Here is a 16640-nt window from a genome sequence, read left to right on the forward strand (position 1 = left end):
GGGCTCTCTATTCTGGCCTATCGGCGCTGCGCCAGCACCTACCAGACGACGTTTGATCGAACAGATCAGCTGCGTTCTGCACCGCTCATTCGACAAAAGTTTTAGGGCGGCAAATTGACACACCGCATACAAGGCTTTTACCCTAGCCAACAGCGATTGTAAATTGGTATTACCAATTATCCAAGAACGCTGACCAGTGCCTGACCAACAACAATTAGGGGCCACCCCATATGCAAACCTGGCAACAGCTCTACAGCCCGCTCGGCAGTCTCGGCGTGTCCGCACTCGCGGCCGTCATCCCCATCGTATTTTTCTTCCTGGCTTTGGCCGTATTCCGCCTCAAAGGCCACGTGGCCGGCAGCATTACCCTCGCGCTGTCGATTGCCGTGGCAATCTTCGCGTTCCAGATGCCGGTCGATATGGCCTTCGCGGCAGCCGGATATGGCTTCGCCTACGGCTTGTGGCCGATTGCGTGGATCATCGTGGCAGCGGTATTCCTCTACAAACTGACGGTCAAAAGCGGCCAGTTCGAAGTGATCCGCAGCTCGGTGCTGTCGATCACCGACGACCAACGCCTGCAAGTGCTGCTGATCGGCTTTTGCTTCGGCGCCTTCCTGGAAGGTGCCGCCGGTTTTGGCGCACCGGTAGCGATTACCGCCGCGCTGCTGGTAGGACTGGGTTTCAACCCGCTGTATGCCGCCGGCCTGTGTCTGATCGCCAACACTGCGCCGGTGGCCTTTGGCGCATTGGGGATTCCGATCATCGTCGCCGGGCAAGTCACCGGTATAGACGCGTTCAAGATTGGCGCCATGGCCGGTCGGCAACTGCCATTGTTGTCGGTGTTCGTGCCGTTCTGGCTGGTGTTCATGATGGATGGCCTGCGCGGCGTTCGGGAAACCTGGCCTGCCGCACTGGTGGCCGGTTTGAGCTTTGCCGTCACCCAATACTTCACTTCGAACTTCATTGGCCCGGAGTTGCCGGACATCACCTCGGCGCTGGTCAGCCTGATTTCTCTAACCCTGTTCCTGAAAGTCTGGCAGCCAAAACGCGCCGCAGGCGCACACATCGTCGGCGCCGTCTCGGCTTCCGTGGTGTCCAGCGCCGGTGGTTTCGGCCAGAAACGCACCACCGTGGCTTCGCCTTACAGCCTGGGGGAAATTTTCAAAGCCTGGTCGCCGTTCCTGATCCTCACCGTGCTGGTCACGATCTGGACGCTGAAACCGTTCAAGGCCATGTTCGCTGCAGGTGGCTCGATGTATAGCTGGGTGTTCAACTTCGCTATCCCGCACCTGGATCAAATGGTGATCAAGATCGCACCGATCGTGACCGCCCCAACGGCGATGCCGGCGGTGTTCAAACTCGATCCGGTTTCCGCGACCGGCACGGCAATTTTCTTCTCCGCGCTGATCTCGATGCTGGTGCTGAAGATCAATCCGAGAACTGGTCTGACCACTTTAAAAGAGACCTTTTACGAACTGCGCTGGCCGATCTTGTCCATCGGCATGGTGCTGGCCTTTGCCTTCGTCACCAACTACTCGGGCATGTCGTCGACCATGGCTCTGGTGCTGGCAGGCACGGGTGCGGCATTCCCGTTCTTCTCGCCATTCCTCGGCTGGCTCGGCGTGTTCCTGACCGGTTCCGATACCTCGTCCAACGCGCTGTTCAGTTCGCTGCAAGCAACAACCGCGCACCAGATCGGCGTCAATGACACCTTGCTGGTGGCGGCGAATACCAGTGGCGGCGTGACCGGCAAGATGATTTCGCCGCAATCGATCGCCGTGGCCTGTGCCGCAACCGGCTTGGTGGGCAAGGAATCGGATCTGTTCCGCTTCACCCTCAAGCACAGCCTATTCTTTGCAACGATCGTAGGCCTGATCACTTTGGCTCAGGCCTACTGGTTCACCGGCATGCTGGTGCACTAAGAACTACACGCGACACGGAAAAAACCGACGCCGGGTTACGCCCCCGGCGTCAGCTATTCACAACCGGGTCTGCAAGGCTGCTGAAAGCTTCCCTCACTATATTCAGCAGCCTCAGCGGACGGATAACCGGGACCACCCGGAGACACGCCTGATGAGCGAGCTTTTTTACAACGCTGTGCCGAACGCGACCCGCGTCGCCCCGCCACTGCCCGAGCCTCGGCAATACCCCAGCGAAAAACCGTCACGGGTCTACCTGTTCGGGACTTGCGTGGTGGACTTGTTCTACCCCGAAGCCGGGATGGACGCGATACACCTGCTGGAACGCGAAGGCATTCGTGTCGAATACCCGCAAGGGCAAAGCTGTTGCGGGCAACCAGCCTACACCTCGGGTTACACCGAACAGGCCCGGACCGTGGCGCGCTCGCAACTGGCGCTGTTTGCCGGCGATTATCCGGTGGTGGTGCCGTCGGGATCCTGCGCGGGCATGTTGCGCGAACATTACGCCGACTTGTTCAAGGACGAGCCGCAAACGCTGAAACAGGTCCAGGCCCTCGCGGCCAGGACTTATGAACTGGCGGAGTTCCTGCTGTTTGTCTGCAAGGTGCAGCTCAAGGACAGCGGCGAACCGGTAAAAGTGGCGTTGCACACGTCGTGTTCGGCACGTCGAGAAATGAACACCCACCTGCACGGCCGTGAGTTGTTGGCGCAGCTAAGCAATGTGGAGCGAGTCGACCACAGCCACGAAAGTGAATGCTGTGGCTTTGGTGGGACTTTCAGCGTCCGTATGCCAGATATTTCCGGCGCGATGGTGGCTGACAAGACCCGGGCGTTGAAGGAATCCGGCGCGCACAAGGTACTCAGTGCCGACTGCGGTTGTCTGATGAACATCAATGGCTCGTTGGAGAAACAGCAGGAAGCGTTGCGCGGTCAGCATCTGGCCAGCTTCCTGTGGCAGCGTACCGGAGGTGCCCGATGAGCACTTCCACGATTATTCCTACGGTTGCCGTAGAAGAAGATTTTCGCGCCCGGGCTCACAAGGCTTTGGCTGACACGCAACTGCGAAACAACTTTCGCAGCGCGATGGACTCACTGATGAGCAAGCGGGCAGCGTCCTTCAGCGATGCCTTTGAGCGAGAACATTTGCGAGCGCTGGGTAATGCTGTCCGCGCCCGTGCTTTATCCAAGTTGCCCGACCTGCTCGAGCAGCTTGAACAGAACCTGACCCGCAACGGTGTGACAGTGCATTGGGCGGAAACGGTGGACGAGGCCAATGGCATCGTCTTATCGATCATCCGCGCTCACGAGGCGCGGCAAGTGATCAAGGGCAAATCGATGGTCAGCGAAGAGATGGAGATGAACCATGTCCTCGCGGCTCAAGGCATTGAATGCCTGGAGTCGGACATGGGCGAATTCATCGTCCAGCTCGACCACGAGAAGCCTTCACACATCATTATGCCGGCGATCCACAAGAATGCCGGTCAGGTCGCGTCCTTGTTCCACGACAAACTTGGCGTGGAGTACACCAAGGACGTAGACCAACTCATTCAGATCGGTCGCAAAGTCTTGCGACAGAAATTCTTTGAAGCTGACATCGGCGTTTCCGGCGTCAACTTCGCCGTGGCCGAAACCGGCACTCTAGTGCTGGTGGAAAACGAAGGCAACGGGCGCATGTCGACCACCGTGCCGCCCGTACACATTGCCGTCACGGGCATCGAGAAAGTCGTCGAAAACCTGCGGGACGTTGTACCGCTGTTGTCGCTGCTGACCCGCTCGGCTCTCGGCCAGCCCATCACCACCTACGTCAACATGATCTCCGGCCCGCGCAAGGAACATGAACTCGACGGCCCGCAGGAAGTGCATCTGGTATTGCTCGACAACGGTCGCAGCCAAGCGTTTGCCGACAGCGAATTGCGCCAGACCCTGAACTGCATCCGCTGCGGCGCCTGTATGAATCATTGCCCGGTCTACACCCGAATCGGCGGCCATGCCTATGGGGAGGTTTACCCTGGGCCTATCGGAAAAATCATCACCCCGCACATGGTCGGCCTGGCGAAAGTCCCCGACCACCCAAGTGCGTCTTCGTTATGTGGTGCTTGCGGTGAAGTCTGCCCGGTAAAAATTCCGATCCCCGCGTTGCTGCGTCGCCTACGGGAAGAGAACGTCAAAGCGCCGGACACCCCGCATCAAGTCATGCGCGGCCAGGGCAGCAAATTCTCACGCAAAGAACGGTTTATCTGGAACGCCTGGGCGAAGCTCAACAGCTCGCCAACGCTCTATCGCCTGTTCGGCTTCTTCGCCACTCGCCTGCGCGCGCTGACGCCGAGCAACGTCGGCCCGTGGACCCAGAACCACAGCGCACCGAAACCCGCCGCCCGTTCACTGCATGACATGGCCCGCGAGCATTTGGCCAAACAGGGAGACCGCTGATGAGCGCCAAGCAAAATATCCTCGCCAAATTGCGCAACAGTCTGACGGGCACCACGCCGGTGCCTGACAACTTCGATGTCGAATTGGTGACCGAGCCCTACACCTACGCGCCCGAACAACGCATCCCGCAACTGCGCAAACTGATGGAGGCGGTGCATACCGAAATTCATCTGACGTCTGGAGATGGCTGGCCCGAATTGCTGGTGCAACTGCTGCAGGCTCGCCAACTGCCGAGCCTGTTGATTGCGCCGACGACACCTCACGGTCAACGCATCACTCAGCATTGGGCGAAAAATCCTGGCCTGCCAGCGCTCAAGGCCTACGACCGCCCGGTCGAGGAATGGAAAGCCGAGTTCTTCAACGACACCCCGGCCAGCCTGACCACCACCCTCGGCGCGATCGCCGCGACAGGCAGCCTGATTATCTGGCCGACGCGGGAAGAACCGCGCCTGATGAGCCTGGTGCCGCCGGTGCATTTCGCCCTGCTCAAGGCCAGTGAAATCCGCGACAACTTCTATCAGGTGCAGCAGGAGTTCGAATGGGCCCAAGGCATGCCGACCAACGCCTTGCTGGTGTCCGGCCCGTCGAAGACTGCCGACATCGAACAAATACTGGCCTACGGCGCCCACGGCCCGAAAGACCTGGTCGTTCTGATCCTGGAGGACCAATGAGTCTACCGATGGCTTTCCTGCGAGATGCACAACAACTGATTCCTCAGGCACGACGTTTCGACGATCCGCTGTCGACCTTGGCCTTCGGCACCGACGCCAGTTTCTACCGGCTGATTCCGAAACTGGTGATCCGCGTCGAGTCCGAAGACGAAGTGGTGGCGCTGCTCAAACTGGCGCAACGGGATCAGGTCCCGGTGACCTTCCGCGCCGCCGGCACCAGCCTGTCTGGCCAGGCCATCAGCGATTCGGTGCTGATCGTGCTGGGCGATAACTGGAACGGTCGCGAGATTCGCGGGCAAGGAACACAGATCCGTCTGCAACCGGGCGTGATCGGTGCCCAGGCCAACGCCTGGCTGGCACCGTTCGGACGCAAGATCGGCCCAGACCCGGCGTCGATCAACGCCTGCAAAATCGGCGGCATCGTCGCCAACAATGCCAGTGGCATGTGCTGCGGCACGGCGCAAAACACCTATCACACACTGGCAGGGATTCGTCTGGTGCTGGCCGATGGCAGCCGTCTCGATACCGAAGACGCCGCCAGTGTCGCAGCCTTCCGGGAGAGCCACGCCAAACTGCTGGAACGTCTGAAGACGTTGGGCCGCGAGACCCGCGCCAATGCCGAACTGGCTGCCAAAATTCGCCACAAATACCGTCTGAAAAATACCACCGGGCTGTCACTCAATGCGCTGGTGGATTTCGACGAGCCTGTGGATATCTTGAGCCACTTGCTGGTGGGCTCCGAAGGCACGCTCGGGTTTATCAGCGCGGTGACTTACGACACGGTGATCGACCACCCGAACAAGGCGTCGGCGCTGATCGTGTTCCCGGATGTAGAAACCTGCTGCAACGCCGTCACCGTGCTGAAAAGCCAACCTGTATCGGCGGTGGAACTGCTGGACCGTCGCAGCCTGCGCTCGGTGCAGGACAAGCCCGGCATGCCGGCTTTCGTACAACAATTGTCGACCAATGCCTGCGCCCTGCTGATCGAATCCCGCGCCGCCTCTTCCACTTTGCTCCAGGAACAACTGACGCAAATCATGGCGTCGCTGACCGGCTTCCCGGTGGAGAAGCAAGTCGACTTCACCGAAGACCCGCTGGAAAACGCCCGACTCTGGGCAATCCGCAAGGACACCTTCCCTGCCGTCGGCGCGGTGCGCAAAACCGGTACCACGGTGATCATCGAAGACGTGACCTTCCCGGTCGAACAACTGGCCAGCGGCGTCAACCGCTTGATCGAGCTGTTCGACAAACACCACTACGACGAAGCGATCCTTTTCGGACACGCCCTGGAAGGCAATCTGCACTTCGTCTTCACCCAAGGCTTCAACAGTACGGAAGAAGTCGCACGCTACCAGGCGTTCATGGACGACGTGGCGCAGTTGGTAGCCGTTGAATTCGGCGGCTCGCTGAAAGCCGAACATGGCACCGGTCGCAACATGGCGCCCTTCGTCGAACTGGAATGGGGCAGCGACGCTTACCAGTTGATGTGGCAGCTCAAACGCCTGCTCGACCCTAACGGCATTCTCAACCCGGACGTGGTGCTCAGCGACGATCCGCAGATCCACCTCAAGCATCTGAAGCCGCTGCCCGCCGCCGATGAGATTGTGGATAAGTGCATCGAATGCGGCTTCTGCGAACCGGTGTGCCCGTCGAAAGGCCTGACGCTGACCCCGCGCCAACGCATCGTGATCTGGCGTGACATTCAAGCGAAGAAACGCGCCGGCACAGACACCAGCGAACTGGAACAGGCCTACGAATACCAAGGCATCGATACGTGCGCTGCGACAGGCCTGTGTGCACAACGTTGCCCTGTAGGAATCAATACCGGCGAGCTGGTGAAAAAGCTCCGCGGCCGCACAGCGACGCATACGAAAACCGTCAACTGGATTGAAGGAAATTTCGCTACCGCGTTGCAAGGTGCGCGCTTCACCTTGCACGTCGCCAACGGTGCGCGGATGTTGCTGGGGGCGCCACGCCTGGCGAAGCTGTCGGCATCGCTGACGCGGCTGTCCAAGGGTCAGGTTCCGCAATGGACCAACGCCATGCCACAGCCGGAAAGAGCCATCCGTTTCAGCCCGACCGTGTCGGACGAGCGGCCTCGGGTGGTGTACCTGGCGGCCTGCGTGTCGCGGGTCATGGGCCCGGCAGCGGGTGATAAAGAGCAAATGTCGCTGTACGACAAAACCCGTGGCCTATTGGAAAAGGCCGGTTACCAGGTAGTTTTTCCAGACAATCAGGACAACCTCTGCTGCGGTCAGCCATTCGCCTCCAAGGGTTACGCTGAACAGGCCGAACACAAGCGCCAGGAACTGATCGGCGCACTGCTGCACGCCAGCCGTGGCGGGCTCGACCCGATCTATTGCGACACCAGCCCCTGCACCTTGCGGCTGGTTCAGGACTTGGGCGACGCGCGGCTGGACCTGTACGACCCGGTGCGTTTCATCCGCACTCATTTGATGGATCGTCTCGATTTCACCCCCCAGGAAGCGCCGATCGCGGTACACGTCACGTGCAGCACTCAGCATCTCGGTGAGAGCCAGGCGCTGATCGATCTTGCGCGCAAATGCAGTAAAAACGTGGTCATTCCGGAAGGCATTCACTGCTGCGGTTTTGCTGGTGACAAGGGCTTCACCACCCCGGAGTTGAATGCCCATTCGTTGCGCACGCTGAAAGACGCAGTACAGCAATGCAGTGAGGGGATTTCCACCAGCCGCACCTGTGAGATTGGTCTGACACAACATGGCGGAATTGACTACCACGGGCTGGTTTATCTGGTGGATCGAGTAACGCAGGCCAGGGCGACCTGAAGAAAAATAGAACCCTGACGCATCGTCGCAGTCCACCGATCAAGTCCCGCAAACGTGGGACCTTTCCCAAAATTGGCAGCCCGTCCTGATGGCCAGCGATGCCTGGACCCTCAGTTCAAGGAGATACACATGAAACGCTCTGTACTGTTAGGTCTGTTCGTTACTGCCTCAATGCTGGCGTCTCCCTCGTTTGCCGCCGAAGACCTCTGTGCGGTCAACTTGAAAACCATCGAAAATGCCAAGTCACAGACTCCTCCAGAGATGACTGATCAGGTAATGGAAAGCGTCACGAAAGCCAAAGCCGATCAGGCAAAAGGCACCAAGGAAGGGACTGATGATTGCATAGCCGAGACCGAACAAACGATCCAGCAACTCAAGAACGCGAACAAAGGCGGGAAGTAATCCAGCACAAGGCCAACCTTCGGGTTGGCCTTGTGAGCCATGTAAACCCTAAGCTTGCGGAGCATCAGGCAGACTCACGACTGCTTCGTGGCCGAACGCAGCCTCGCGAGCTCGGCAGCTGCAACAGATTGCATTTCGTCTTAACTGACTGGCATCAGGCGTTTCTTGTCCCTTTTTCGCACCCGCCTCCCGGAAAAATCTTTCACCCCATCGCCAGCAAAAACAGAACCCTTGCCCGCCCCCACAGTCCATTTGTTAAGCCCCAATCAGCGTGGCCCATCCCCACCCCCGCTCCAGGAGATACCCATGAAGCGTTCCGCCCTGGCTGGACTGCTCATCACTGCAACAATGCTGGCCTCCTCCGCATACGCCTCAAACGATAGCGATCAATGCGTAATGAAGCTCCAGGAAGTCAACAGCAAGCTGTCCAGCGCAGCCACGCTGGACGCCGCCACCAAAGGTGCCGTCACCACCAAAGCCGAACAAGCCAAGGCCGCCCACGCTGCCAACAACGACAAGGAGTGTGTTTCCCTGACGCAGCAGGCGCTTCAGGACATTCAAAGCCACTTGAATAGCCATTAGCGCCGGGCCGGATAACATGCAGGTAAGGACAGAAGGTCGACTCGCCGCGCGCATTGGCGTACACTGCGCTTGCCTGCTGGTTACACACAGCAGGTTCGGGGCCGTTTAGGATTCGACGCCGGTTGCGAAACTTTAGGTGCATGCCGAGTTGGTAACAGAACTCGTAAATCCACTGTTGCAACTTTCTATAGTTGCCAATGACGAAACCTACGGGGAATACGCTCTCGCTGCGTAAGCAGCCTTAGCCCTTCCCTCCTGGTACCTTCGGGTCCAGCAATCATCAGGGGATGTCTGTAAACCCAAAGTGATTGTCATATAGAACAGAATCGCCGTGCAGTACGTTGTGGACGAAGCGGCTAAAACTTACACAACTCGCCCAAAGCACCCTGCCCGTCGGGTCGCTGAGGGTTAACTTAATAGACACGGCTACGCATGTAGTACCGACAGCGGAGTACTGGCGGACGGGGGTTCAAATCCCCCCGGCTCCACCACTTCATCATCTAAAGACGTCCACGGACGTCTTTTTTTGTGCCTGAAATCCAGTGAATACGGGGGTTTCAGGGCTGCGGGGGGCTTTCCAGGTTTTTTGAGTTCCAGACGGTTTGGTATTCCCAATGGTATTCCCGGCTACCCGGCGCTAATCTTGGGAATACCAAAAGGTGTCATGGAGTACTTCTCATGTGCGCTCAAACCACCCGCCTCTCCGACCGCCAGCTCAAGGCGGTCAAACCGAAAGACAAGGATTACGTCCTCACCGATGGCGACGGGCTCCAGCTGCGAGTCAGGGTCAATCGCTCGATGCAATGGAATTTCAACTACCGGCACCCCGTCACCAAAAATCGAATCAACATGGCGCTCGGCTCTTATCCTGAGGTTTCTCTTGCACAAGCCAGAAAGAAAACCGTTGAGGCCAGAGAGCTGCTTGCACAGGGCATCGACCCAAAAGCTCAGCGCAATGAGCTTCAGGAAGCCAAACGAGCGGAAACGGAACACACCTTCGAGAACGTGGCCACCGCCTGGTTCGAGCTGAAGAAGGATTCCGTCACGCCGGCGTATGCCGAAGACATTTGGCGCTCCCTGACACTGCATGTTTTTCCGAGCATGAAATCAACGCCTCTCTCGGAAGTCAGCGCCCCAATGGTCATCAAGCTCCTTCGTCCGATTGAAGCCAAAGGCAGCCTCGAGACAGTTAAGCGAGTGAGTCAGCGCCTTAACGAGATCATGACCTACGGGGTCAATTCCGGAATGATCTTTGCCAACCCTCTCAGCGGCATTCGAGCGGTCTTCAAGAAACCCAAAAAAGAGAACATGGCCGCGCTACCAGCTGATGAGCTTCCCGAGCTCATGATGGAAATCGCGAACGCCAGCATCAAGCGGACGACCCGCTGCCTGATCGAATGGCAGCTGCACACCATGACCCGCCCCTCCGAAGCGGCGACCACCCGATGGGCAGATATCGACTTCGACAAACGCATCTGGACCATCCCTCCGGAGCGAATGAAAAAGCGTCGCCCGCACACAATCCCGCTGACCGAACATGCACTCTCGTTATTGGAGACGCTTAAGCCCCATAGCGCCCACAGGGAATATGTGTTCCCGTCAGATAGAAACCCGCGCACCCACGCGAATAGCCAAACAGCCAACATGGCGTTGAAACGAATGGGTTTTCAGGACCGCTTGGTCAGCCACGGAATGCGCTCCATGGCCAGCACAATCCTGAACGAGCATGGATGGGATCCGGAGCTGATCGAAGTCGCGCTGGCGCATGTCGATAAAGACGAAGTTCGAAGCGCCTACAACCGGGCGGATTACATCGAACGCCGGCGTCCGATGATGGCCTGGTGGAGTGAACATATCCAGAAGGCAGCCACCGGCAGCCTGTCGGCATCCGCCATCAATCAAACCAGGGACCGTAACGTCGTGCCGATACGCTGAGCCGGCGACAATCCGTGTCGTGCAGCAGGGCGACTGAAGTGGCGACTGTCGCTAAATCTGCCGCATGCCTGCGCTTCTTCGGCCAAGCCCCTGAGTATGGGAAGGCTCCGCATTCCCATACTCAGGGGCTCACGCTTAAAAGCGTCTATCAGACGACCCCGAGTTGCGCCTTTCTGCGGCGGATCAGCCCTGCTGTTAACTCATAGTAATAGATGGTCGCTGGTGCTGAGCAACGCAGATAGTGCTCTAAAAACCATCTGGTGTGCTTTTCCTTCCAGGACCAGGGGGTCGCACAACTCCAGCGCTCACGAATCGCCTCGTGCATCCTTTCTGCCTGCCTGATATGCCGCTGCCGCGTGGCATGCGCACCTTTGAGCACGGGACTCAGAAACAACGCCATATCGAACTCGGACTTCATCGACGACCTCCGATGTATGCACTCACCACGTCGATGCGGTTATGCCCCAACTCGTGGCTGATCTGCTGACGTGCACGCTGATCGAGTGCTCGATCCTCTCGATGACCACGACCGCCATTGATGGGGGCGGAGAAGCCGGTCAGTTGCTCATAGCGCTCACAGGCGTAAGCCGCCCGCAGTTCATGAAAGCCTTTCAATCCATGCTCATGCATGATGTCCCGTGCCGGTCGTACGATTGTCTGTAAGAAATCTTTGTAGCTTTCATCAGGTGTTAACAGATTCCGACTGCCCTTGGGTGAAGCCTCGCTGGCCCTGTCGAGGGCGCCACGAACTTGATCCGTGACCGCAATCCAACGCGGTGCCGATGCGCCTGATCGACCGCCTTTGGTGCCGTCCTGGATATTGATCTTGCCCAGTTGCCGAGCCTCACGTTGCAGCCGGGGCAAGTCCGCCAAGATCGCTTCACGCAGGCGCATGCCGGTCTCCCGAGCAAGGAGCACAATGGCACTCACCCTCGATTGCTGGCCTCGCTCTGACAACGCCTGTGCGATCAACTCGACCTGGACACGGTCTTGGCCTTGCGGGGCCTCACTACGCACACCTGAGCGCTGCAAGCCAAGCGCCTTGCTCGGACTGGGGATTTTGACGTATTGATCACCGCGCAGTGCGGCCATCGTTCGGTTCACGCTGGACAGGCGGTTCTGCGCGGTGGCGATGCCGACGTTGCCCTGATCAACCTGCTCGCGCAAATGGAAGGCGTACCGCAAAAGGATCTCGCGGTCGATCTGTCGCGCGTCATTGAGCCTTGGCCCTTCCTCGGAACGACACCAACGCACAAAGGCCTGCCAGCGATCGCTATGGGCTTTGACGGTAGCAAAATGGCCGTCGCCGAACAGATCTTTCAGGGCTTGCGGTCCGGCATAGCTGAGCTGGCGACCGAAGCCAAAATTACGTTCCGCTCGCTTACCGACCCGAGCCATTTTTCTGTTCCTGATCGACTGCAGCGAGATCATGCAAAAGGGCTTGCCAGTGCGCACTCACGATGGCGAACTGGGCCCAATCCGTCGGACGAAAACACAGCCTGTTATCGGAGACGTAGAGATGCGCGCCCTCCTCTTTCAACCATTGGATGATGGCTGTCGGAGAGGTGATAGCTTTATGGGTGGTGGCGACACCGGCGACACCGGCGACAACCCTTGTCCTGCCTGGCTTTGAGCGTGGCGACAAAATGGCGACACTAGCGGCGACAAACTGCGTTTTTGGCTTTTTTTGGCGCTGAGCTAGATGGTTGCGTAGCGCCTCATCAAGATTGAACATGGCGCACCTCGAAGGTGTGGCCGTCGGTGATCAGCCACTGATGATCAAGCAACTCGACCAACAGCTTGGCGGCATGGCGACTGCTCTTACGAGCAAAACGGGGACCGTTGCGGTTCAGGTCTCGAATACTAAAGCGCTTCCAATCTTTGACCTGGAGCCAGCGCAGCAGCCGGTCCGCCTCTTCCTTAACTCGACACACTGGCTCCTGCTCGGTCAGACGCTGGATCTCCGTAAGGTAGTAACCGACTAAGGACGAGGCTCGTTGGATATGGTCGACCTCCACAACACTGCTCTCCTCCACAACTGCCAGAATGCCGGCGACGCGCAGCAGGTTATCGGCGGCCTTCGATCCGCTAGGCCGTACGCTGGCCAGCTCGCCAAACTCACCCAGTTGGGCTTCGATGGCATCATGCAGATCAATCCAGCGACGACGAGCCAGTGGACTGAGGCTCAGCGGTGATAGACACAAGGCACCGTCAGCGGAAAGTGACCAAGGCTGATAAAACAGCGCCGAAAGGCGGTGGTGATAGCGCTTTAGGGTGGGATCTTGGGACAAGTCGACAGCCTGGTAACTGCGTTGTCCGGCCAGGCTGGTAGGCCAGGTCATCAGGCAGCGTCCGAGAATACCTTGCCCCTGCAGCAACGGGTCACTGAGTAACTGCATGGCCAAATACGGTTGCAGCATCAGGTGCAGGCTCAGGCGTCGGTCGTAGGCTCGCAGGCTTTCGCCGGCCATGGAACGAGCGCGATCAATCGGGCTGCCGTCCCAGAGTGACGACAAGGTCGTGATCGCTTTCAAACGGTTATCCCGATTCATGGTGCTGCTGCCGAGGAACTGGCCCCCTTCATCACAGAACAGACCCATGCTCGGTAAGTCATGACAGAGCCCTTTGACCAGGGCCTCGATAGTCGGGTCCGTGGTGATCAGCCGAGGGGCAGAGGGCTCCGCTTCGAGCGACACACCGTTTGTAGAGTCGGGATCGGCGGGATTGAGACGCTGCGCCTGTCGCTGTGCAACGCGGTACCGGGCGAGTTGTTCGCGGTAGCGCTGCCACTGCTCGCGCTCCCATTGCCGTACAGGCAGCAGTGCAAATCGGTCTGCCGCCGTCTTGCGATCACCTGACGCGGCAACAGTGATCAGGTACAGCGACAGGGGGTAATTTCTCCCGTCGAGCTGCAAGCCCACATGACCTTGAGTGGCCAGTGCCGAGGCAGCCAACACCGATTGAGCGGCCAGTGCTTGAGGCACGCCGATGACCTCGGCCATCCGCTCAACTGCTGGCCCAAGAATTCCGCCCAGCGCCTGGACCGGGTAGGGCTCGGCCAGGGGATTCGACTCGATTAACGGTCGAGGGGATTGTGGGAGTTCAAGCTTCGGATCTAACTGCTGCATGGCCCTCTCCTCGGTAATTGCTGGCTGTCCTCACGTACTCCCGCCACGGCTTGTTGAGTGTTATCAGGGATCAAGGCCCCTGCGGCCTGTGAGGTGTTCACTGACGCGGAACGAACGACTCCTTACGACCGGGAGCGAGGGCATGAACCCATGAACCTGACCTCCATGACGTATCCAAAGACACGGGCGGGTGGAGGCTGTGCCGACTGACGAGTTCAGCACCTGGATATCCTGGGTTGGAGAAGGCAAAGACCTGGACGCCTGGGGCATGCCTGACTGTCAGTCAGGTGCAGCCTTTCCATAGGCTGCGGCAACCGGCGCCTGTGTCGTTACGGATGGCGACGAATCGGATTTGTCAGATCGATTGTCACGAGGAGAGTTGCAGCAATGCCCTGTACGACGTGGCTTGCAGCAGTGTTACGAGCGCCCGTCTCTTTCCAGGAGAAAGAGACGGGCACGGCCTGGCGCAGTGAAGTGTGCCGAAAGGTGAGGTTGCTGCAGCGCAGCGAGGAAGGTCCATCGTCTGCCGCAGCGGACAGATAAGTCGAGTAGGCATCCATCACTCTCGGGGAGTGACCGTGCGAGCCGCCGGACGCTAATCGCACTTCGGGAGAACCACCACGCAAGTGGCGTAGCCTTAAAGGTTCTGACTACCTGGGCAGGTGCTGTCAACGACAGCGCTCCGTGCGCCAATTTTTATACCCACTCGAAAAGGCGGTCAAGCGTCACGACCAAGGCGTGAAAAAAGTGGCGACTGTCGCCACTTTTGTCGCCATGCTCCATGCCACGGTCTACGTGCGTTGTCGCCGCTGTCGCCGCTGTCGCCACACCTACATTCATACCCCCACGAAAAGATCCGCTCTGACACTGAAACGGCGCTGCGCTCGATAGAGATCGCGGGCAATTGCTAAGGGGCAAAGGAAGGCGCGGCGCTAATCAAATCTGAAAGGAGAAAGTGGAACGCGGTAGCTTCGAGAAAAAGCAAGTGAACCCTCCGATCGGCGCGATCAAAGATCGCTGGATCGGAGGGTTTAGCGGGAAAGGCAAAGTTTCAAACGTCAATTACAGCCTCAAGCATCGAAACTTGTTGGTCGGGATCTGCCGACCGCCCCCCCCGTTTCAGGCCTGACCCAGCGTCCTTCGACTATAGAATCCAGCAATGCTGATAGAATTAGGCCGGTTATACATAACGCCCTTATGAGAAATGGTATGAATACCGAGTTGACGGAAGAAGAAATGCGTAAGGCGCTATTTGGCGTACCGGAGTCCCCTTCCACGGAAACTCATTCACACCTGGAAGACACTGTTCCGGATGTCTTGATGGTGCAACCGGTAAAGACAGCCAAGAAACAGAAAGTCTCAAAAGGCTTCACACCCAGACTGAGAGTCACGCTGCGGGTGGGAAATGAATTTGAAGGCAAGATGCACGAGATGATACATGAGGCCGATACGCTGAGTTCCCTAGTTGCAGAGCAAGAAGCTACTAAGACGGCCAGAAAAAAATTCAGGTTCGTGGAAGTGGTATCGGTCAAGTCGATGTAATTGCCCCCGTGAATTGGTTCGCTTGAACTGCATTAAACTGTCTTCGGTTATCGCGGGCCATTCGACCGGCCGGAGGCTTCAAACCTCAGAGTACGTAATCGTATCGCGGACGGGCTTTTACACCGCCAACCATCCAAAACTCAATACTTAGCCGATCGCCGCTCCGAAGCTCCATAACCGACGGTGGCAACAGACGGAAATCGGCCAAAAGCAGCCGCTCAGATGTGTCACTCAAATACAGGATAAAATTCGCCCACCTACTCACTTCCAGGCCATGAGTTGACTGGGGGTAATGTGTTCAGTAGGAAGCCAGGAGTGATTTATGGATAGCAAGCGGGCGATTGAACTTAGTACAAAGATCATAGAAATACAGACGCTAATGATCGCGTACACCACCGATGGCAGAACCTCCGCTCAGCCTGCCGAATACCGTGAGCTCTATACGGAGGTGATAATTGATCTGGAAGATGCGAAATATGCGAATCCCAACCCGCACAAATCGCTCGAAGTCTTCATGGCATTTTGCAAGCTTCAGGAAATGAGTACTTATGCGAGCCGACGCGTCTACGTACAGGAGCTCTATGCCGATATCTTGCTAGACCTCAAACGGATACAACGTCACGCCCCATCATCCAGGAATTGGAGTAAGGCAAATGAAGCGTTGGCTGATGAGTTGACGCCAATCCGTGCGCAATGGTTAAAGGCGAAAAACTTCATTTACTCAGCAACACCTGACTTCGAAAACTCCGTAAAGGAGTCAATCAGCTCCGTTGAGTCAAGCCTCATGGTACTGCTGAATGAACCAAACGGAACGCTCGGCAAGATCATTAAGCGAGCAAATCTAGACGCAGATATTGAACGTTTGATCACCCAAGCCTATGGCTATGCGAGTAACAAAGATTTCGTTAGGCACGGCGGCACAGTCGAGTCAGCTCTTTCACAGGCAGAGGCAGAGTTTTTTCTTGAGTTCGCTGCAACATCTATCGTGTACATTACCAATCGGTTAAAAACATGACTCCTGAATCGCCTTCAAAATCGTCCCCAAGCGATCTTTAGCCGAAAGGTCGAATGGCGAAACGTTAGCCATGCATGCGATAAGGTGCGTTGATACCAATGGAGATAGCGATGAGAAGGACGTCACCAACCAACAAACCTGAGTGCGCAACGTATACTCTAGCTGTGATGGGATCGTCGCTTAGCGGTGATGACGGTCGTCTAGGTGTA

14 protein-coding genes and 1 other RNA gene are annotated in these 16640 nt (G+C 57.7%); 11 read left to right on the plus strand and 4 right to left on the minus strand.

Annotated features, from left to right (window positions below; genetic code table 11):
- Positions 1-230 precede the first annotated feature (230 nt).
- From BK662_RS01240 to BK662_RS01280, 9 genes are all read left to right on the plus strand, one after another.
- Entirely contained in the window at positions 231-1922 is a 1692-nt protein-coding gene (locus BK662_RS01240) for a lactate permease LctP family transporter (protein ID WP_123356009.1), read from the plus strand.
- A 151-nt stretch (positions 1923-2073) separates the two neighbouring features.
- Positions 2074-2898: a (Fe-S)-binding protein gene (locus BK662_RS01245; protein WP_018929467.1), complete on the plus strand. Its 825-nt coding sequence runs from the start codon at positions 2074-2076 to the stop codon at positions 2896-2898.
- On the plus strand, positions 2895-4349 hold the full coding sequence (locus tag BK662_RS01250; RefSeq protein WP_123356011.1) for a LutB/LldF family L-lactate oxidation iron-sulfur protein: 1455 nt from the start codon (positions 2895-2897) through the stop codon (positions 4347-4349). Before BK662_RS01245 ends, BK662_RS01250 begins: the two co-directional genes overlap by 4 nt.
- Positions 4349-5020, plus strand: coding sequence for a LutC/YkgG family protein (locus BK662_RS01255; protein WP_123356013.1), 672 nt, complete (start codon positions 4349-4351; stop codon positions 5018-5020). The genes BK662_RS01250 and BK662_RS01255 overlap by 1 nt, the downstream gene beginning before the upstream one ends.
- Positions 5017-7827 carry an FAD-binding and (Fe-S)-binding domain-containing protein gene (locus BK662_RS01260; protein ID WP_123356015.1) on the plus strand — a complete coding sequence of 937 codons (2811 nt, stop codon included), beginning with the start codon at positions 5017-5019 and terminating at the stop codon, positions 7825-7827. Before BK662_RS01255 ends, BK662_RS01260 begins: the two co-directional genes overlap by 4 nt.
- Before the next feature lie 129 nt (positions 7828-7956).
- Complete coding sequence (locus BK662_RS01265; protein WP_038978887.1) at positions 7957-8229, plus strand: PA2433 domain-containing protein; 273 nt, start codon at positions 7957-7959, stop codon at positions 8227-8229.
- Between the two features lie 306 nt (positions 8230-8535).
- A complete protein-coding gene (locus BK662_RS01270) occupies positions 8536-8811 on the plus strand; it encodes a PA2433 domain-containing protein (protein WP_123356018.1) in 276 nt (91 codons plus the stop codon).
- Positions 8812-8908: 97 nt separating this feature from the next.
- Positions 8909-9302: a transfer-messenger RNA gene (ssrA, locus tag BK662_RS01275) on the plus strand.
- Positions 9303-9489: 187 nt separating this feature from the next.
- Positions 9490-10746, plus strand: a complete 1257-nt coding sequence (locus tag BK662_RS01280; protein WP_123356019.1) for an integrase domain-containing protein — start codon at positions 9490-9492, stop codon at positions 10744-10746.
- A gap of 148 nt (positions 10747-10894) precedes the next feature.
- Here the strand turns inward: BK662_RS01280 and BK662_RS01285 are convergent, their stop codons facing one another.
- The 4 genes from BK662_RS01285 to BK662_RS01300 are packed head-to-tail and all read right to left on the minus strand — an operon-like array spanning position 10895 to position 13874.
- Positions 10895-11164, minus strand: a complete 270-nt coding sequence (locus tag BK662_RS01285) for a hypothetical protein (RefSeq protein WP_123356021.1) — start codon at positions 11162-11164, stop codon at positions 10895-10897.
- The gene (locus tag BK662_RS01290; protein WP_123356023.1) at positions 11161-12144 is read right to left on the minus strand and encodes an integrase domain-containing protein; all 984 of its coding nucleotides are present in this window, start codon (positions 12142-12144) and stop codon (positions 11161-11163) included. Before BK662_RS01290 ends, BK662_RS01285 begins: the two co-directional genes overlap by 4 nt.
- Positions 12128-12481, minus strand: coding sequence for a hypothetical protein (locus BK662_RS01295; protein WP_123356025.1), 354 nt, complete (start codon positions 12479-12481; stop codon positions 12128-12130). The genes BK662_RS01290 and BK662_RS01295 overlap by 17 nt, the downstream gene beginning before the upstream one ends.
- Positions 12468-13874, minus strand: a complete 1407-nt coding sequence (locus tag BK662_RS01300; protein WP_123356027.1) for a YfjI family protein — start codon at positions 13872-13874, stop codon at positions 12468-12470. Before BK662_RS01300 ends, BK662_RS01295 begins: the two co-directional genes overlap by 14 nt.
- A gap of 1209 nt (positions 13875-15083) precedes the next feature.
- On the opposite strand from BK662_RS01300, the gene BK662_RS01305 reads away from it, so the two are divergent.
- Together BK662_RS01305 and BK662_RS01310 are read left to right on the plus strand one after the other, a co-directional pair.
- Positions 15084-15416, plus strand: coding sequence for a hypothetical protein (locus BK662_RS01305; protein WP_123356029.1), 333 nt, complete (start codon positions 15084-15086; stop codon positions 15414-15416).
- Positions 15417-15738: 322 nt separating this feature from the next.
- The gene (locus BK662_RS01310) at positions 15739-16431 is read left to right on the plus strand and encodes a hypothetical protein (protein ID WP_123356031.1); all 693 of its coding nucleotides are present in this window, start codon (positions 15739-15741) and stop codon (positions 16429-16431) included.
- Positions 16432-16640: the final 209 nt, after the last annotated feature.

Source organism: Pseudomonas frederiksbergensis (assembly GCF_003732275.1).
Lineage (GTDB): Bacteria > Pseudomonadota > Gammaproteobacteria > Pseudomonadales > Pseudomonadaceae > Aquipseudomonas > Aquipseudomonas frederiksbergensis_H.